This window comes from Bradyrhizobium sp. SEMIA, assembly GCF_014844175.1.
Taxonomy (GTDB): Bacteria; Pseudomonadota; Alphaproteobacteria; order Rhizobiales; family Xanthobacteraceae; genus Bradyrhizobium; species Bradyrhizobium arachidis.
In genome coordinates this window covers 7,361,095-7,381,922 of the sequence record NZ_CP046601.1, presented here as the reverse complement: position 1 = coordinate 7,381,922, position 20,828 = coordinate 7,361,095, and the positions used below count along the sequence as shown (strand labels likewise).

The window sequence follows — 20,828 nt, the reverse complement described above, 5'->3', positions numbered from 1 at the left end:
GACTAACCCTCGCTCGCAAAGGCAGCCCACTCAGGCGGCGCGACGTCGGTCTCGATCTCGCCGATCGCCTTCCAGTCGTGCGCGGGGCCTTGGCTTCCCGCCTTTTGCTTCGACATGTCGATCGCGTTTCGCCGGTCTACGGCGCGGATCTTGAACTCCTCCGCCGCACCAAACAGCCGCTCGCGGCAAAGCCGCCACAACACGCCGCCCTTCTTGCCGAACGGGTGCTGATCGAGCGCCAGCACCCCATCAGCCTCAGTCTGTGTCGGCAGGTCAGAGACAGTCAATATTTCCGCGCCGGTGCGTTCGATCACAAGCGTCAGCGGCAGCGTCGTATTGATCGGGGGCAGGACAGCGTCGTCAGCCGCGGATGTCAGCAACGCCAGCACCCGGTAGCGTTCGCCGCTCAAAAATGCGAGATCGGGCAGCGCAGGGCCGGCGAGCGCGTCCGCTTCGGCTTTCAAATTGCCGGCCATGCCCTTCAAAGCTTCGGCGAGACGTTCGTTATCGTCCGACGCGTCAAGGGTGTCGGCGGCAGCGACAAGAGCATCACTGGCATCGGCGAAGCGCTTCTTGACGGCGGCAATGTCGGGCAATCCCTCGAAGTCGAGCTTGAGAACTAATCGCCGCTCAGCGCGCAGCAAAGCAAATGCATTCGCCTTGTCGTTGAAGTCCTTGCGGACCGGATCCTGTTTTGACCCGTCCGGATCCTTCGGCGTGTAACGCGCAGTTTGTTCCTGGATCAGACCATCTGTGCGCGGCACCAGCGAGAAGGCCAGATGGAATTCACGTCCAAGCTTCGCCGGCGAGGGTCCGAACACCTTGTCGATCTCGTTTGTCGCGACCGCAGGCCATCCTGCAGCATGGTCTGCGTCTGCCGCTTGCGGCTCGAACCGAGGCCCACGGCAGCGCACAACAATCGGAACTGGCGGCGCCTGATTGTCGGCCTGCGTATCGGGCCGCGCCACCAATTGCACCACCGCGTCTTCTTCTTCGAGAACAGTCTTTTCGGTTGCTGTGCCCGACGTGCCCTCGCCATGGCGCAGCAAGGCGTAAGTCACGTTCGGGTCCGGCCACCACACGACATCTCTGCGGGCCATGTGGTCGTCTGGATCGGTCGCGATCCATGGCCACGCTTCCTCCACCGTCAGGTCGGCGTGCGAAATGAGGCGCACGCCTTCGACCTGGATGGTGGATTTCTTGCCGTGGCCATCGCGCACAATCTCGATAGCAGGATTACCAAGCAACTTCTCGACCTCACGGCCCTTGAGTTGCTGTCGCGGCGTCTCATCCTGCACGGCAGATACGACGTTGGAGACGACGAGGCCGGCCCGTGCGACGGCGAGTGCCGTGACCCGATAGTGGGGCGGCAATTGATCGATGCGCCAGATGTCGGCGCCCTTCCAGAGCGACGGATAGCGGTCCGCGACTTCGCCAAGCGTCTTGCCGTCGATGTCGTTGTCGCCCAGCGGCCGCTTCAGAGGACCGACCAGTCGCTTGGGATAGAGTTGGACGTCCTCAGGCCACGTGTCGTCGGCCCTGGCCCGCCTGAGCCGATCCGGCCAGTCCCGGTCGCGATATTCGCGTGCGAAGGTCAAGGCCGTTCCTTCGCTGCCCAGCCGGGCGAACAACGAACGATTGGAGAAGGCGAGCGCTTCCTCGCCATGGCGGGCCACAACCAGCTCCCAGATCTCCCCGGGGCTGCCGTCGTCCTTCCTTCCCGTGAGCCGCGAGCCCAGGATGACCGGCGGCTCGATCCTCTCGGTGCGCGGCGATACGGCGACCGCGTAACCGATCGGCTTCTTGAACCTGTTGGCGTCGTCCTTGTTGCCTTCGAGGAGGCCGCGCGTCACCAGCCGCTCGCTGTCCTCCTGGTCGTCGCCGTAATAACCGGCGCCGAGCGCAAGGTTCTGATAGCGCGGCGTCGGCCGCACCGCATAAGCGCGCGCATGGGCCCAGCGATCGGCATGGAGGAAGGACAATGTCAGCATGCCGTCGGAATCGGCGGCCAGATGCCACGGCTGCGCCTTGACCGGCGCAGCGAGCCCATAGGGAAGCTCAGGCGCCTCGCCGGCCACCGCGCCATGATCGAGGAAGCGCTGCGACCAACCTAGATAGGCGCCCATCACCTGCTGGTAGTCGTCGTAGGTCGGCTGCACCAGCCGTCCATCGGAACTCTTCGCCGGCCAGGCAAAGTCGGGGAGCGCCGCCCCCAGATTTCGTTGAAGCGAAGCGAACGCCGCCCTGCTCGCTGTCGTCGATTTCGGCGTTCCCGGTTCGATATTGTCCGGCCGGCTCGCCTCCGCCACGGCCATGACCGACCAGATGTCGGCCTTGATCTCTCCGAACAGCTCGAACGGCGAGCGGCGCGTCACCCTTTCGGAAACGGCGGCGGGTGACTTCAGTTCGACCAGACCCGGCACGTCGTCATGTTCACCCGCGAAGGGCTTGACGGGAAAATCAACGGGGTCATCCGCTGGCGGATCGAAGTCCTTTCTCTCATCGATGATGAATTGCCTCAGATCCTTGAAGAGGACGAACGTCTGCTTCCTGTCGACCGCTTTGTCGCCTGTCGCCGTCGTGATGACAATGCGCGCCCTCACTTTGAGGGCTGCAGCAAGATCGATCGTCTCGTCCGCCGCCACGCGTAAGAACAGGCTGAGACCGGGATCGAGCTTGGTCGAAAGCACCCGCCCCTTCGGCCAGGCGGTGGTCTGCAGGCTCGCGGGCGCCGATTCCATCTGGCCTGGCGTCCCCGCTGGCGCCGTCTCCGGTGGTCTCACCTCGACAATCCTGCCGTCGGCTACGCGCAGCACCTCGAATGTGGGCTTGCCGATCTGATTTTCGAAGCACAGTTCGTAGCCGGCAATGCTGATGGTCTTCCAAATCTCGGAGTTGGACTTTGGATTGCCAGCCGCGATTTGCGCCGATGGCCAGTTCCCCTCGGACCACCCCATCTCGAGCAGATAGTACTTCCAGTACTTCGCCCGTCGCGGGCGCAGCGACAGTTGCGCCATCGCAAGTCCATCATCGTCGAGATTCAAGCCCGCCGTTTCGTCTTCGACGCTCGATGTCGAGAGAACGGTGTTGAACGGCCCCGCCAGCCGATCGCTGCCGGGCTTGAGCAGTACGTCCACGAAGGGGTCTCCCAAGGCGTTGTCGCCACCAAAGACGGAACGATACCGTCTGGCGGCCTCCTTCATTACCGGATCGATCCGGCCGAGGAGCTCCGAGGGCAGGACGAAGCGGTCCTGATCGCGGTCATACAGTCTCAGCGTAACGGCAAGGCCGAGCTGATGCAGGGCCGCCCAGCCATAAGGATCCTTCTCGGCAATCGTTGCCGAGAGGAAGCCGGCAAAATCCTTGGCATCGCCCGGCTGGACGCTTTGGGGCGTCACAACATATCGCCGGTACAACGCCGTTTGCGTCAGCTGGTATTCAAGTTCGCCGATGACCTCTTCGAGCAGCGGATGACGGAATGTCTTGAATTCAAGCGGCTCGATCCACTTGCCGGTTTCAATGTGCGCGCCGCGGATTAGTGTGTGGCCCGTAAGTTCAATGGCCAAACCGTCGAGTGCGGTACGATCCTCCGTGAATATTTCAACAATGGCCGGAGACGGTTTCCAGCCGAACCCGAGCAGCGCCTCCCGGAGCAATCGAGCCGAGAACCTCTGATCTTCGCTGTTGGCCCCAAACTCGCAATGGCCAACGTTCGGGTAGAAAGAGAGGCGGTCCGGATCACCTTCGCCAGCCGCCAGAGCCGTACGCTCCCACCCGCAGCCGGCCAACGCCACTTCGAGCGAGGGCGCGATCGAGAGCAGGGTCTTTTCCGCGCGGCTGCCCGCTGCAGCCACAAGCTGCGCCCTGACGGCGAATGGTCGTCCATTCCGCATCAGATCCGTGACCGCACCTTCCGGAGCGGTCGGCATCAGCCGGATGCGCGGCACCCGTTCGGCGAAATGCAACGTCGATTCAGCGGCCGAGTACCAGGGCGCGCGGATCGGCTGCGATTGCCTGTCGCGCCCCTTACCGCGGTTCAGCAGCCGCCAGGTTTCGCTAGGGTAATGCGCCTGCCAACCCTGCCAATCCCTGTTGTGATCCGGCATGAGGCGCGCCATTTCGGGCGAAACTCTTTCAATGCGCGCAACACGGCGGGCACGCCGCCAGGTCTTGGCGTTCTCCTCGAGCTTTACCGTGCTGGTATCGAGCCGCGCCAGATCATCAAGGTCGAGTTCATGCACGTCGTAGCCGGCGACTGCGGTCTGGTGGATCTTGTCGATGCCGGTCGCCGAACTCGCATCAAATCCGGACGAGGCTGCAAAGGAAATCCGGGTCAGCACGCGCCGGTCGGCGTCGCGCACCAGCGCCGGCGGCTCGCCTCCGATCAGCGAGTCAAGGCCGCCGACCGCACCGACCGGCGGAACGCGGAATCGGGCAAAGCCGGATTCGGCGCGAACCTGTCCGGCAAGATGCGGCGGCATGTCGAGATGGACAGGCCACTCGAACGCTTCCGGCCGCATCAGACCGACGTTCTGCCCCGAACCGTCGTCAACGAGGGGTTGGACCCGCACTTCGATCGCGACAGGAGTCCGCTTTGAATTGAAGGTCGTCACGATCTTCGGCTGCTTCGGATCGCTGTAGTCCATGACCGTATGGAACGTCTCCAGCGAGAAGCGCGTCGCGATGCGCTCCCTATCTCCATTCTCGCGACGCCACAGGCTGCCCAAGAAGACGTCGCTACTGCCGATGCCTTCCGGATCTCTGTCTTCCGGGTTGAGCTTGCGGACCGGAGGTCTCTTGTCGAACTTCAAGTCGAATTCGTTGATCGTCTGACCGTCGAGCCGCCGCCACAGCGGAAACTTGGCAAGCGTGTCGTGGTCAGGCTCTATCCAATCAACGTCGGTATTGTTGGGGACCTTTCCGCCGCGGCGCACGTCAAGGAACAGATCGCGATCTTTGTCCCTGAAGTTGACAATCCAGATCAGCTCGTCGGCGGTCGGCCCAACGCCCGAAGGCGGACCCAGACGCCGGTCGGTCAAGCCATCGGAGCCGTAATGTCCGGAAGGACGTATCGATTCGGGATCGGCGATGAGCCGGTAGTTGCGCACCACGCGCAGGGAGCCGCTGCTCCAATCCTTCTCCGAACGGAACGGATCTCGCAGCGCCATCACGACCCCGACATTGCCCTTCGGAGCAAGATCCGAAGTCCAGGCGACGTCCCCCTTCACGCCTTGTCCCATCTTAGTGACGACAAATCGCAATTCGGCTTCCGCTGGCCGGATCGGAGGCCGCGGCTTGGCCACGTCGACCAAGAAGCTCTTGGGCAAGCCGCGCGTACCGGCGATATCGACCGGCGTCACCGTGTAGGTGACGGATATGGAATCGTCCCCGCCGATCAGATTGACCCAATTGATCGCGGCCTGCAGTGCCTGGGATTCATCGCGTGCCGGCAGCAGCGCGGCGCGCAGATCGGCGGCAATGTCAGCGAGGTCGTCGGTGAATTGCCAGTCAGGCCGGATCAGCTTGACGACACCGCCTTCGCATCCGCCGATGGTGGCCGCGGGCTTGATCTTCATGATCCGCGGTGTGAATTCCTGACCTTCGATCGTGCGCCTGATCTCGTAATGGTGCAGGAAATGCTCGGGATCGCCGTCGGACCACGCCAAGTGCAGCCGCCAGTCGAGCTTGATTCCATCCGGCGCCACCGTGGAGCGTCCGGATGCGAGAATCGGGTCCTGCACCTCGAACCAGGTGTCCTTCCCGTTGAAGATCGTGATCTTGCCCGACTTCGCTACGGGTTTGGCGGTTTCGTCCTTGTCGTCTCGCTCCAGCTTCTCGATGTGGAGGTTCGCGAGGCGCGCCAGGTCGGTGGCCTTGCCGCGGAACACCAGCCCGAGATGGGAGACATGGGCAAAGGCCTCGTCGCGCAGACCGGTGTCCGGAAGCGCGACGAATTGCTCCAGGAACATCGAGAGCACTGTCGAACGCGCCAGATGAACGGCCTCGACGACAGGATTTTCCGCAGCCGTCGCGGCGCGAGCGCGCTGGGCCGTGTCTCGCGCCGCGATCCGCTCCTGCTCGGTGACACCTTCGGAGTCTTCGGCTCGGTCATGCCGGCGCAACGGCGGCTCACACCACGCCGCCAGCGTGACTCGGTAGGGCCCGCCATCCTCGCCGATTCGCCATTCCGTGTCGGTCAGGAAGCACTCGTCGAACAGATGGGCGAGCGTAAACTTTTCCGGACCCGTGCCCGCTGGCTGCTCTGTCTGGACCGGCTTGTTCCACCTGACCTTGATGCCGGCTGTCGTAGGATCGGCCGGATCCGCTTTGACTGGCTGCCAGGTGATGGTGGCAGCATCCCAACGCTCGACGCCGGGCTGATTCCAGTCACCCGCAGGCCCCCGCAGCTGATAAGCGGGCGCATCCTCCGAACGTTCGCCCGTCTTTGGCTTGAACTCCGTCGGCGCGGCGTAAAAGCTGGACCGGTCCGTGATCTCTTTCCCCGGTTCGCACGGCACCAGCAGTGCATAGCAGTCATCGCCACTTCCGACCCGATGCAGCACCAGCCAAAAGTCGGTCGGCTGCGTCGCCGCGCCGAATTGAGCCCGGTACTGCGACGGCTTGAGTGACGCATTGGTCGGATTCGGCTTGACCACCTGTTCCTTCGGCGGCGCCATTGCGGGAGCTTCGGCATTCTTAGCGTCGCTTTCGATCCGCTGGTCGCCGCTGCTGCTCGCCGCGACCGGCGCAGCATCGGGCTCCTCGGCGGTGATCGACATCGCCATGAAGCGCTGCACACGGGCGCGGGCTTCCGCGAGCTGGGTGGCGCCAAGGGTAAAGCCGATGCTGACCGAGAGCGTGCAGCCGAACGCCGAGATTGCGACGCGCGCATGCACCTGGGCACCGACGCCTTCAGTCGAGATGACCATCTCCACCGAGGCCGAAAGCTGCAGCGAGCGCGAGAAGCTGATGCGGATCGTGAAGGACTTGAAGCCGAGGTCGACTTCCAGCCAGGCACGGATCGAGATCGCCAGTGACGCATCCAGAGCGATCAAGCCATAAATCAGCGAGCCCTTGATCCGCCACGACAGATAGCAGATCACCCGCGCGACCAGATGAGCGTCTAGGGTCGCCTCGCCCGCAACGCCGACGGGCCCGATCTGAAGCGCCCCGCCGAAACGGAAAAATGCGTCGGCCTCGATGTTGTAGCCCCACAACAGCCCGTCATCGGCCGCGCGGAAGATCATGCCGCCGCGCACCGTGACGCGCATGTTGGGCTCGTTCATCAGGCGGACCACGAGTTGGTCGGGCCAGCCCATTTCGTAGTGAAACAGGCCGGGCTTGATGAACAGGGTGACTGACCAGTCGATCGAGCGCAGCGCCCTGCGCAGCGGCGGCTCGGAATCGCCGGATTTTGCCAGCGCCGGGATGCGATTGCCGATGTAGCCTTGGCTGTCGCCTATGCCGCGGGCAAGCAGCCGCTTGTGCGGTGCTGAAATGTACAGGTAGCCGCGGAGGCCCGGGTTGCTCCGCAGCTTGTCCTTGTCCTTGAGGTACTCGATGTAGTTGGTGCCGAGCCAGCCGCGCAGCCCCATGAAAAGTGTGAAGTCGGAACGGATGGCTGCCACGAGATCGAACAGGAATGGATTTTCTGCCGCTTCCTCCGCTTCTTCCTTCCAACTCTTCTCCGCCGGATAGGCCTGGATCGCGCCCTTCAGCGCCAGCGTGACGTGATCGCCCTCGACCTCGGGGCGCCAGGCGGAGAATTTGTGAAGGTCGCCTTGCCGCTTGGAGATGTCGTCGAGCGCGCTGATCAGCTTTGGAATCGAAGTCGCCCGATCGGCTGCGGCGAGCGCCTCGAGCGTGTAACGGAAGCCGAAACCGAAGCCGACCTCGCGCAGATAGAAGGTCCAGACGACGGCCGGTATTTCGACCGCCATCTGGCGCTTCTCCGCATAGAAGAAAAAGGACTTGCGCCGCTCGCCCGGATGATCCTCCCGTTCCAGTTCGAGAAAACCCAGGCTTGCGGCAAGGTTGCCGAATCCGGGAATCTCCAGCTCACCTTCCCCCAGGAAGCCGTAGGTGTTGTAGCCGGGCGGCGCCAGCTCGGTGCCTTCCACGGTCGTGCCGGGATCGACCGCCAGCACGGCGCCGCGGACGTGGATCGCGCCCTTGAGATTGAGATCGACACCCAGCCCGTCCGCCCTGATGCGGGGCAGCGACTGGCCCTTGGCGGGCGGCGCAATCCACAACCCGTGAAAGTCGATCTTCGGCTGCATGATGTCGCCGATTTCGACGAACTTGATTTGGCCGGATACGTTGACAGCGGGGTCGCCGCCGAACTTCGGAGAGGCCGGATGATAACCGAAACCCCGTATTTCGAACGAAAAGAGATTGAACAGGCTGAAGGTTTTCTTGGGATTGAGCGATTTCTGAAACGAGATGTGCTTGAGCAGAACCCGCGGATCCGCAGACAAGGGCGTGCGCTCGAGGTTCATCTCGACGCCATCGAGGAACTGGAGCAGCCCGCTCTCGAACTCGCCCGATTTCGGCGTGAACCGCAACGAACCCGTCACGAGATAGTAGAAGTGATATCCGTTGTCCTTGACGAAGGAAATGTCGAGGTCGGTGATCGTGAGCGTGAAACGCGACGCGTGACAGACGATCGGGTCTCCCTTCTTGTCGAGCTCGACCTTGCCCGATTGCAGCACGATGCCTTCCTTGGCGTCCTCTCCGAACGTCAGCGCCACGGTGCAGTCGGCATCGCCGATCAGCTTTGGCGGCAGTGATCCTCGCCCGGCGATCGATGCCGAGACCAGCCGACCGGCCTTGATCTCCAGCGAGCCGCCGGTGAAGCGGAACGGCACGTCGATCCCATTCATCTGCACGGCAGCGTCGCGGACCTTGGCCTTCAGATCGAGGCCGCCGGCGCTGATCTTGAAGATCTCGACGTCGAACACCACACCTTTGCCGTCGGAGGACAGGCCATCGAAACGCAGCTCCATCCGGGCGTTCGTCGTGTTGAGCTCGAAGCCGCTCTGGCCACCGGTGAAACCCAGTTGGAACATGTCGACCGGCGTGTCGGCAAGGCGTTCCTCTTCCTTCTTCTGCTCGACCACCCAGACAAGGCCGAGCGCATGCTCCTCGATGCGCCGCGACTTGATCGGAAACAGCTTCCCCGCCTCGACAGTGACGTCGAAATTGTCGAGGCTGAGCTCGGTTTGCAGCGTGACCTCGGTTTCAACGCCGGCGGCCTTGAGACCCAGGATGAGGTCGACCTCCGCAAAACGATTCGGGCCCGAGATGTTGGCTTTCGCCTTGGTGTCTTTGACCCAGATGACGTTCGACAGTGAGTTCTGCAGCTTGTCGAGAAAGCTCGGCGGTTTCGGACCGCTCGTTTCCATGCCGGGCTCGCCCATGCCCAGCAACGGCAAGATGCGTTTCTTGTCGAACTGGACGGAGACGTCGAATTTGTCCTGAATCGGTTTGAGCACGAATGCACCGGAGACCGTTTTGGCCTTGATGCTGGCCGACGGTACAGGCAGTGGAAGGTCGGTAACTTCCCCGTCGAGCCATTGGAGAAATATCGGGTTGCCGCGATTGAGTCCGGCAACCACAACGATGAGGCTGCCCGCATTCGCGCTGTCCAGAAGGTTCAAGTCGAGCTCAAGCAGCGGCTTCGCCGCGCGATCTCCGGTGCCCGCGTCGGCATCGCGCACCGGTTTCGTCGTGCTTGCTCCAGCAGTCGTGCTCTTCAGCCATAGATCGGTCGATAGGCTCGATGCGGTCAGTTTCGCGCCCGCAGCCACAACATCGTGCGTCAGCGTCAGATAGGCGCCGGGCTGGCTGACGAAGTCGATCAACAGCCCCGGCTGCCAGCCGTTGTCGATGTCCACCTGCACGCCGAGCGCACCGCCCGCGATCTTCCTGCCCGTCGCCGGATTCGGCTCCGCGACCGGCGGCAAGGTGATCAAGACCTGCCTAAGCTCGATCGGGTCGGTCGCGATCCGGATTTCGACAACGAGATTCGGAGTATCCTTGCTGAGATTCCTGAGTTCTTTCAGCGCCGCTCCAATCAGTTCGGCGATGCCGGACAGAATCTTGGATACCAGGTCGGCAACGCTGTCGACGATCTCACCAGCGACAAGCACGGCAGCCCGCGCGACCGCGGCCGCCATCTTCCCGATGATTACGATGATATCTTCTGCTTGCTTGGCGGCGGAGGCGACCAGCTCGAACATGATCTTGACGATCGGAGCCGCTTCGCGCGCAACGGCCGCGGCCGTGTCGGCGATCAGCTGGATCGGATACGGCTCGACCAGACGTAATTCCGTGATCTGGGCGCCTTTTGGGGACAGCTTGAGCTTTCCCGAGAAGGCGAGAAATGCTGTGGGCTCGTCGTGAACCCGGACAATGAGACGACGGAAACTCACATCGACCCACAGCGACTCGCCGCCGGTCGATACTGACGGCACGACGGTCAGACCTTCCCAGGACACTTCCAGTGGCCCGAAGCGAGACTTGCCGGGTTGGACTTCCAGCGGATCCCTGACGGTGATGGTTGCGTCGACGACGAGCTTGGTCGCCGTGGAGGCAAACCGCATCGCCTCGAACGTGGCCACCGGCGCCGCGCCGCCACCCTTGTTCTGCTTAATCGTCGCTTTGAATTTGGCGAGCTTGCCTTCGATCAGGGCATCGGCCCAGTCGCCCTCGGCGAGATCCTGTGTCACGACGGCCCAGTCGATGCCGCCCGCGCCTCCCGGTCTCACGCGCAGCGCCAGCCGCGCTTCCTCGTTCGGCCCCGGAGCAGGATCCTGTTCGAAGCTGGCTTCGATCTTCGCCGCTTCAACCTTGCTCACCAGCCGGTGGAAGGCGCCGGCGAGTCCATTCAGCCCGCTCTTCAGCTTCAGCGGACTGTGAATGGACGGCAAATTGAGTGAGGGCAGCTCGAATTCCGGGAGGCTGATGTTGAAATCGTCCACGTCGATGCGCAATGTCGCGCTGGTCTCCATCTCGACGATGCACACCAGCGATACCGATCGCTTGACGGCGCCAATCGAAAGGCTGGCGCCGCCGACCACCTCGCACCTGCCGCTGAACTTGATCTGCGGCGGATTCTGCTCAAGCATGCTTTCGTCGAGCAGCCTGAGCTTGATTGATCCGCCGGCAAAGGCATTGCCGCTTCCGAACGGCGACGCGACGCCCAGAAAAACAGCCCCCGTCGCCGAGATCTCGACGACCTGGAGGCGTCGCTGGGCCTCGTGCAACAAAGCGGCAAACTGTCGCACGAGACTCGCTTTGGCGGCGTTGAGCGCAGTGGTGAGCTCGCCGTTGAGTTCGGCCTCCGTTCGAAATCCGGTCTTGTCTTCCTTGATCAATCCGGCCGGAACGTCGATCGGTTTGGCTAACGCGACGCTGACACGTTCAGTCGCGTCAGCCTTGACGATGACTTTCGTGATTTGAAATACCGCGCGGTTCAGCTTTTCCGGCGAGGGGCCTTCGTACTCGAATATCTTGCCCGGCGCCCCTGAAGCGATGTCTCCTTCAAGCTGAAGCTCCCAGCTCAGCCCGCCCGGAAGAGGTCCGCCAAATGCCCTCAGCCCTGTCATTGGACACGCCCCAAAAATGAACTGACAAAAAATGAAATGGTGAACTGCTTGCGGCCCCCTCCGATCCGCCTCAAAAGCTGCTGCACTGCACGCTTAAAAATTTCATTCGCGTTATGATTGCAAAATTCATCTAATCATACATCATAGTGCTTGGCTAGGGAGTGCGGAGGTGAAGCGAAGCGCGGGCGACGTTAGTCGATCGCTTGGGGGAAATAGCCAATGGCTGACAGTGATATTGAATTGATTTCATCATTTGTTTGGGGCGAGTCCAGCGGACTGAGCGGTCTGGGTGACGAGCCCGACAAGGCACTGGACCGGCTGTGGTCCGATCTTGCCCACATCGCGATGAAAGCGCGGCCGCTTGGATTGCTCGGACAAATGAAGCGCTCGGGAAGTTCGGTCGGCACCGATGAGACCGCGAACTACACCCGCATGAAGGAGGCCGTCAGAAGGGTCGTCGAGGAAAAATACGGCGGCCAGGGCCTGCCGCAGCAGGCGGCTTTGTGGCAGATCGATGCCGACGGCAGGTTGCTTTTCAACGCGGGCGACGCCGGTCAGGCGCCGCCGTCCTGGATTTTTCAGCCGACCGCGACCCAGGCTGGAGAGTTTTCCAGCAAGGCCGGCGCGCGATTCCGTCTCTATGAACTGAAAGATCCACCGGCCGCCGGTCTGATGGGCTACGTGTCATCCTACAGTTCGACTGGCCTTGCGATCAGAAAATGGACCGTGCCGACGCCGACGCGCAGGATCGCATGGGGCATTGGCATTGCAGCATCGATTCTCTTCGTCTTCGGCGGCGTTCTGGCAAAACGGACCGGAGAGGCAGATGGCGCAATCCGCATGGAGATGGCAACCGCTGATTTCCAATACGACATCGTCTTCAAGCTGGCCAATAACTGCATCAACGACCAGAAACTGTTTCCGAAGTGGAAGCGCGGCGCATGCACCTTTCTTCAGGAAGGCGACAAATACGTTATGCCGCGCAAGGTTGAGGAGGCCGAGGCAGCTCGCGCGAAGGAGGCACAAGCAAAGGGCGTCGCCGTACAAGCGGCTGCTGCCCCCACTGCTACACCTACAGCGGCACCCTCGGCTACGCCGCGCCCGCCCCCACGGCAACACCAACACCCGCCCCCACGGCTGCACCGACGGCGACACCTACAGCTGCACCGCGTGCGTCACCGGCACCTTCGCAGAACGGTTCAGCTCCCAAAAAGGACGTCAGAGAGTTCGGCGACGTCGGCGCGACAATCGCGTTGATACGCAAATGCCTGAACGTAGGGCTGGCGGCGCCGCCCACCGAGGACAAGCCGGCAGGAACTACCGATGCCGATGCTGCTGCCGCCGCCGCGGATCAAGCCGCATCCTGTGAATTGATCGCGCGTAGCGCCGGCAATCTCGTTCCTGTGAAGGCGGATGCCGGTTTTCTCAACAACTCCGTAGCGATGCTCTTTGGAGCCAAGCTTGTCGCCGGAACGAGGTCAATTCTGCTGCAGCTGTTCTTGACGACGATCGGGATCGCAGGGCTCGCGATCGCTCTCGGTCTAGGCACCAAGGGCCGAGTTGACGGCATCTGGGTCGACGAGCGCAACCGTGTATCGCTGGCGCGCGCGCAGGTGACGCTGTGGACCATCGTCGCGCTCGGGGGCTTCGCTACAATCGCCCTATACAATGTGGGGCTAGGGGCGCCGGTCGCGTTTCCGCAAATCCCGACATCGATTGCGGCCGCCCTAGGCATCGCTTTTGCCGCGCCGATGATCTCGGCGCTCATCCTCAAGACCAAGGGACTTGAGGATGTCACGACAGTGGGAGGATCTGCCAGAGACGCCAGGGATTTCGCGGGTCGCGGTGATTTTCTGACGGCGCCGCCTTCGGGGCTCGAGACGCGGGCGGATCCTACCCTGGCATCCATCGCCGATGTGTTCATGGGCGAGAAGGTGACGGATGCGGGCAACGTCGACATATCGAGATTGCAGAACGTCGTGCTGACAGTCACCCTGGTGCTCGGATATTTCGCGATGCTGACCGGACAGCTTCGCGCAATATCTCCGGACAGCATCCTGAGCGGGTTGGACCACCTTCCCGATCCGGGCGCTGCCTTCACTGCGGTTCTGCTGGTCAGCCACGCGACCTATCTTGGCACCAAAGCGTACACTACGGCCGCCCCCGCAACCGGCGACAAGCCCTACTGAGATTTGAAGATGCCGGATTCGAACGCAGCATCCTTCATTGGACTGGGCCTAACCGCGGCGGGGTTTGCATTTGCTCTTTATCAATATCGGAGGAACAGCGAGGAGGCCGATCGTGCCCGGAGACGGGAGCGTGCCGTCATGGCCGTCGAACATATGAAAGAGTTCTACGATGACCCGAACGTGAAATTCGCAATGCAGCTGCTCGACCACGGACGCGCCCATCTTAAGGGCGCCGGAGAAGTTGCGGCTTCCGAGTTGAGTGACGCCTTGAAACAACACTGGGTCGACACACGGCGCGGATCGGAGCAGGAGCGGACAGAGAAAAAATCGTTTACGGCTAGGGACCGAGCGATACGCACTGCGTTTGACGGTTTTCTCGTGCAGCTGGAATCGATCGAGCATCTCATCGTCAACGGCGTGATCGGCGCTCGCGAATTCGGAGAATTATTTTCGTATTGGCTAACTCTTCTGGGGGAGACGGCCCGCCCCGATGACAAGATCGGCCACCTGTCCGATGACGCTCGGAGCGCGCTATGGACTTACATCCGGGTCTATCAGTTCGATGCCGTGGTACGCCTCTTTGCGAGATACGGCCGCGCCGCACCCCGGGGGTAGAGGGTCGCTTCGTCGCGCGCGGCAATGCGAAGATTCCTTTGGAGCAATTATTCTAGACGTCGTTGGTTGCCCGGCAGTTTCAGAATCGAGAGATGGACCGCTTTGCTGCTGGATCAGAACGTCGACGCTTTTCATAGTTTTTGGGCGTGCGTCCACTGAAGACGCATCATGACGGAGGACAGGCCATGGGCAAGATCGAATTTCCGCTGCCGACCGAAACCGACGAGATGCTTGTGGTCGGCGCGATCTTCTCGGAAGCGACGACCGGCGCGAACGCAAGCGACGACGAGAAGCGTGCCATCGGCCTGTGCGTTGTCAACATGGCCTACTATGCGCGCATGACGACGCAGAACGGCAAGAAGTGTTTCAACACGACATTCGGCGACGGCACGATCATCAAGGCCATCAAGACAAGCGTAAAGGGCTACGACACTCCTCGCTGGAGACTGGTCATGAACGGCGACGTTCTCAAGACAAAGGCCGCCCTCGAAAAGGATCTCGACGCACTCGAAACAGCCGTCCTGAAAAGCGTCGTCTCGATTGCTGCCGCGGTGATGAAGGCCGCTTTGCCCGCGGCCGGCCCGGGTTCGACACGCGCCCCGCTGCAGTTCAACCAGGCCGCGAATGATCCACCGAGTAAGCGGGAGGAAAAGATATTCAATCTTGGAAGCCACACGTTCTACGGATTTATCGCCGGAAGGGAGTGTCAGTGAACTCCTTTCCAGGTTGCCGGTCGGCCTTCCAGTGGTGGCGGGCGAGACGCCACGTGGAACAGAGCAAATCCCTCCAGGTGGCGACCGTTATCTGAAGCAGTTCGGCCCCAGCGCTCGGCCCATCAGGCATTTCGCCATCGGTACAACGCCCAACTTCCTCGCAGAACTTGCGGATCGGAAAGTGTCCCGCCGAGCGAGATCGACTGTGTCGTCGATGTAACGACGTCGCGGGCGTCAGCGAAAGAAAGAGCGATCGAACGATAATTGCGAGACGACTGAAACCGCATGCAACGCTTGTCTGAAAGGGCTGAGCAGCGGTCGCCCGCGCGATCGAAGACGTGCTCAGAAAGAGTCTGACACACACGCGGCGATGAATGCGTCTCGCAGGAGAGGAAAATGCCTGCGAGCATGGCCGACATGGCGCTCAGTGTATGAATCTATCAGGGCTTGCGGTGCGGCTTCGAGCCGTCGATGTTTGGATTGTCAGATCCAGATGCATGCGTCGCGTGCGCGATTAAAGCTTGTGGATTGTCCTGGATTGATTTGAGGCGATTTTCAGCGTCATCAAGCAAGGTTGATATTGGAGCACACGCGCGAACTCAAGTTTGACAAAAGCGGACTCGGGGGCGAACGACTCAGCATTCTGCAGATGTTCGATTGCCCGATCTTGATTACCGCAGCTGACGCGAGAGGAAGCCGGCAAACCAGAGCCGCAAGGGAGCCCGTTCAGACGCGAACGAAATTGCGGCCTCGTAGGCCGCCTCCGCTTTTTGGGCGATGTTCAACATCGCCTTTACCCGATGGACGTCCGAATCTTGCAGTTGGTTAGCTGCTCGGCCGCCGCGCCATGTCCAATGCGGAAAGAGGCACCAACCTGTATCCGTCCCTCAGATGCTCCAACGTGTCCACACCGATCCTCGTCACCATGCGAACGTACCAATGCCAACTCTCCATTAGCAACACCCAGATCAGGATGCTCACCGCCTGGATAAATCCCCAAGTAACTTCGGCTGGTCCAGCCCTAACAGACCTTTCTGGCGACATCACTAGGGCAAGCGCCAGCATAACAAAAATCCAAACGAGCCCGACAACTCCCCGCCGCCATTTCCAGGTGCCGCAGACTTGGTTCTCGACCAATCGTAACTGCTCCAACGCAATTGCGTCGTACGGGTGACTGTATACTTGGCGGGCGTGCTGAATCATGGGCTGAAGAAAAGATACCAAGTATTGCCACGCGGCATGGTCGACAATGGTAAACAGCGCCAGGACCCCGACGAACTGTAGGAATGTGTCCACCCACACCAAGGCTGCACCAACAATGAGGATCGCAAAGGCCATTCCAAACGCCTGCAAGGGCATCTTGCCTTTGTTCGGTGCGTCCAAGTAAACCCGCTCCTGCAGCCCAACATCCCAGAGCGTTCCCCACACCCACGCGAAGAAATAGACGACGAGGGCGGTCTTCCAGACGATCCCGCTGGCAGACGCGTTAGAGATCAGCTGCGCGATCTCTGACGAGGACAAATTGCGGAGCTTCAGCCATGTGAAAGCGAGTGGCAGGACGAAAAATATCGAACGGACCATGAGCCGAGCAACGGCCGCGAGTCTCGTTCGAGAGCCAATGTTCGTCGATTTTACGATTGGATCGGTCATAGCCGGGCCCCCGGTCACTACCTTTCCTATCGGACTCGGGAAGAAATTACCCCGAACGTGTCCGCAACGCAATTGTGGCTCACTCTTCACATCCGCGACGAAAGCTCGAACACCTGAGACTGACGTTTAGTCGCAAACACCGCATTCTCGACAAGAGCATCGCTCCTGGAATCGCTGTTATTCTTCAGTGATGCGGCGGCAGGAGCGCAATGCACCGCGCTGGCCAACTTCCGTATCCCTCTAGACTAGAGTAGCGGCGGCGCCGGTTTTTTGCGTTTCAGCCGGAACTCGCGATGAACAAGAGCGCGAGCTCTCGTTTTGAAGCCGCAAGACGTCGCGGCAGCTCGATCGCAGAGTCGTCGCGGACTACCTCCTGCCCTGTGGCGGGTAAGCGCATGTTATGGCTGCAAGCGAACGATGCGGTTCCTATGGAGCGCTCGCGATCCGCTTTATCAGCCGTCCCAACCGGACACGTCGGTAGCCGATTTGCGCGACGATGCGGAAGTCGCGACCATTTGGAGGAAAACTCCGCGATCGCCATGTTGAAGATATCGACAAACCCGGAGCACTCCTGTAGGCAAGTGCACAATGTTTAATGCGCTACCTAAGAGCGTGACCGTAATTCAATCTGTTTCAAGTCGCCCGTATGCTTGGGCTCAATGCTTTCAATGTGAGCTGGCGCGAATGCTTGGTACCCGAGCCCACTTCTGTGGCTTGCCAGCGACCTCCATAAATATGTGAGGAGAGGACGCGATGACTGTGCGCGAGCAGCTGTTTACTTTGTTGCGCAACCTTCGATGGATAATTGTTCTGTCGGTAGCTATCTCGGTGTTGCTCTACCTGCCAGATCAAATTCAGGAGCTTTACCGGATAGCCGCCGACGACCTTGGTTGGGTGACATTCAAGGAGTTCGCTGGCTTGGGCGTGATTGCGATAGCGATTTGGGCAAGCGCCTTTCAGCTCACGACTGCATCCCTGCCGCAAATCCCCCAGCCTTCCGGGCGCCTAGCTTTCTATATAAGACTTGCTCCCGTGTTGCTTGGAGCACTGCCGATCATCGCCGCTACAGCAGGTCAATTCGCCTCGCGGCCGGCGCGAAAGGTTGGCGAGGTCGAGGAAGTCGGAAGCATCTTCCGCATTCAAGACCAGGCGCTCGCGTTTGAGAGGAACGTGCTGTTCGTCCTCGCCATTACCATGCTGATCATGCTCGTCTGTTTCGTGACATTTACTTGGCGAATGGGATCAAGAGATCGTTCGATTGATGTAGCGAGCCGCGCTAATAATGCTTACTTCATCCGTTACAGGTTTCTCGCGCTCTCGATCGGCGGCATCGTGCTGCTGACAGCAGCATTCCTTATGGTGCCTGATAGGCTCGCACAATTTGTCGGATCGTTCGGCGTGATCGCCCTCTTTGCGGTTTGCGTCCTTGGTCTTACGGTCCATTTTTCTCTCCTGACCATCAGATTTGCGTTTCCGTTTATTCCGGTTGTGTTCGGTGGGTTGTTTCTGCTTGCCTCCTTATTGGGAGGTGACGACCATGAACTACGTACCGTCTTTGAAGCAAACAGCTCGCCGGAAAAGGCGCGCATGTCCGCAGCCGCCGCATTCCGCGAGTGGCTTTTACAAAAACCGCGGGTAGAGGAAGCCAAGAGGCTCGGCGAATATCCCGTCTTCATTGTGGCGGCTCAAGGCGGAGGTATCTATGCCGCTAATAATGCCGCGCGGTTTCTTGCGCGGATGCAGGATCTCTGTCCGGCATTTCGCCAACATCTGTTTGCGATAAGCGGTGTGTCCGGGGGCAGCGTCGGTTCGGCAATCTTCGCCGCTGCGCTCCACGCGGAAAATGCGTCCCTTGATCCGAATGCCGTCGACGCAAAAACATGCCCCAAAATCGCGGATTTCCTGGCAGGGGTTGGACGGGTCCAAGATATTGATGCTCCTGGGCCGGTCGAGCAGCGCGTAGCAAGCGTTCTGGCAACAGATTTTCTGTCGCCTTTGGTTGCCGGCTTTCTGTTTACTGACTTCACTCAGATGTTTTCACCGCACGCGATCCCGGCCTTCGATCGCGCGCGCTTCCTCGAATACACGTTGGAGAACGCCGGTGACAGAGTCCTCGGCAGCAGCGAGGGCAGCGGCGATCAATCCAATCTGCTAAGGGCTGACTTCCAGTCCCATTGGGCGCCCGACAACAACATGCCCGCCCTGTTGTTCAACACGACGGATGCGGGCAGCGGCAAACGGGCCGTCATCTCTCCCTTTGATTTCGATTCGCTGCACCCCAAAGACACGGACCTGTGTGTTCTTGCCGCGCTTGAACGTCAGGGCACTGGGATGGACCAAACGGTCAAGAGCCACTCGCTGCATATTCCGCTGAGCACGGCCGCTTTCACGAGCGCACGTTTTCCGTGGGTGACGCCAGCGGCGACCGTCTCAGTCAAAAATGACTGCATAACCTCTCATCCGCAGGCGCGCCTGGTGGACGGCGGATATGTGGAGAACTCTGGGATTGAGACCGCGCTCGACCTGATTGAGAAGCTTAACGCCATCAAGGGCACCTCCGATGCGCCGAAATTCAGGATTTACCTGCTGTCCCTCGTCAGCGGGCAGTTCGGCGATCATGGTTCATTCATGTTCGGAGAGCTCATGGAGCCGGTGCGCGCGCTTCTAAGCACGCGGACCTCCCGTACCTATGTGGCCCTCAATCATGCAACCAGCATCGACCGTCGGCCCGACGTCGATGTGACGTCCAGTGTTCAGCGCTTTCCAACGTTCGGCCGGACGGACATAACAGGATTGTTTTATAGCCTTCCACTCGGCTGGACACTGTCCCAGAAGACCGAGGACATCATCTCATTGAGCAGCGGCCGCTTTTGGGACTGCGTGCCGAAGGACGACTTCGATCAGTCCCGCGAAAGGCAGAGCAATGCAGATTGCCTGCAAGTGAAGTTGTTCCATCTTCTGAATGGATCGGTCGCGACCGCATTTGAGACGCTGAAGGATGCCAAACTTGCACGGGCTGCCTACGCCGACGAGCTAGCGAAGGAATATCAACCAACTCCAAAGATCAAGCCGCAGCCATTGCTTGCTTGTTATGAGAGCAATTGGTTGCAACAGCGCGGTTATGAGGAATATCAGGAAAAAGTCGCCGCCTACGAGCACCAGCTGAGTGAATCGCGCAAAGATTATTCGCCGGCCCCTCGACCCGTTCCGCCATATCGCAAGAGCTATATGGCCTACTATCAGGCCGAGCAGGTCAAAGCCTTGTTGCAGGAATGGGATCGCGTCGAGGAAACGAATCCCCGTATCCTTGCCTATATTCTAGGATCCGTCTCATACGACAGCGCCGATTTTACTCGCAGCAGCGAGAACTTTTCTTACAGCGCGGTTTCTCAACTTCCGCAGAAATGGCGCGATCGCATTGACAAGAACAACTCAAGGCTCCTGGCCGCAAACAAGCCAGCGGTCGACGTGAACTCTTTGCTGAATCATCCCAAGGAACTGGCCAATTTCGTGCTCGCTTACGATGACAACGACTTTGGCAACCAGCCCGGAACGGACGACGGCTGGCTGTTTCGCCCGAGAGGAATGTATCAATTGGTCGGCCGTGAGCAGTATCAGGAGGCGCAGGATCAGATGGTGCAGCTGCGCGAGCTACAAGGACTTGATCTGCTAACGCTACCCGACGCGCTATTTGATGCGAAGATCTCGGCTAAGGTGACCTTCGCTCACTTCCGACTGCACCGGTATAAGGACGGCCGGTTATCTCCGCCGGACAACCGCCGAACGCTGTTCGAATTGCTCAAGGATCGTGCGAACGACTGGACAACGGTGCGCGCGTTGCAAACGGATATGACGCATCCAGCCGATCACGCGCGGGTCAATGCACGCAGTGAGATGTTCCTCGGCTGTATCGAGGAGGCGTTGCATCCGACGAAACTCAAGACCTTGCAAAGCCAATTCTACGGTGAGGAATGAAGGATTTGATCCGGTCGCCCGCATTGCCTTGGCGAGGCGCGTAGCGGCGAGATGTAGTTGTTCGACAGCTGATGTTT

General features: G+C 60.5%; 7 protein-coding genes. 5 read left to right on the top strand and 2 right to left on the bottom strand.

Annotation, left to right across the window (positions count from 1 at the left end):
* Window positions 1–2 precede the first annotated feature (2 nt).
* The gene (locus tag FOM02_RS35640) at window positions 3–11,609 is read right to left on the bottom strand and encodes a hypothetical protein (protein ID WP_265440750.1); all 11,607 of its coding nucleotides are present in this window, start codon (window positions 11,607–11,609) and stop codon (window positions 3–5) included.
* A gap of 219 nt (window positions 11,610–11,828) precedes the next feature.
* Here FOM02_RS35640 and FOM02_RS35635 point away from each other — a divergent pair, with 219 nt between their 5' ends.
* From FOM02_RS35635 to FOM02_RS35620, 4 genes are all read left to right on the top strand, one after another.
* On the top strand, window positions 11,829–12,866 hold the full coding sequence (locus FOM02_RS35635) for a hypothetical protein (protein ID WP_265440749.1): 1,038 nt from the start codon (window positions 11,829–11,831) through the stop codon (window positions 12,864–12,866).
* Window positions 12,867–13,012: 146 nt separating this feature from the next.
* The gene (locus FOM02_RS35630; RefSeq protein ID WP_265440748.1) at window positions 13,013–13,798 is read left to right on the top strand and encodes a hypothetical protein; all 786 of its coding nucleotides are present in this window, start codon (window positions 13,013–13,015) and stop codon (window positions 13,796–13,798) included.
* A gap of 138 nt (window positions 13,799–13,936) precedes the next feature.
* The gene (locus FOM02_RS35625; protein WP_265440747.1) at window positions 13,937–14,413 is read left to right on the top strand and encodes a hypothetical protein; all 477 of its coding nucleotides are present in this window, start codon (window positions 13,937–13,939) and stop codon (window positions 14,411–14,413) included.
* 185 nt (window positions 14,414–14,598) lie between these two features.
* Window positions 14,599–15,126, top strand: coding sequence for a hypothetical protein (locus FOM02_RS35620; protein ID WP_265440746.1), 528 nt, complete (start codon window positions 14,599–14,601; stop codon window positions 15,124–15,126).
* 825 nt (window positions 15,127–15,951) lie between these two features.
* Here the strand turns inward: FOM02_RS35620 and FOM02_RS35615 are convergent.
* Window positions 15,952–16,776, bottom strand: coding sequence for a hypothetical protein (locus tag FOM02_RS35615; RefSeq protein ID WP_265440745.1), 825 nt, complete (start codon window positions 16,774–16,776; stop codon window positions 15,952–15,954).
* 753 nt (window positions 16,777–17,529) lie between these two features.
* Between FOM02_RS35615 and FOM02_RS35610 the strand changes: the two genes are divergently transcribed.
* Window positions 17,530–20,751: a hypothetical protein gene (locus FOM02_RS35610; RefSeq protein ID WP_265440744.1), complete on the top strand. Its 3,222-nt coding sequence runs from the start codon at window positions 17,530–17,532 to the stop codon at window positions 20,749–20,751.
* Window positions 20,752–20,828: the final 77 nt, after the last annotated feature.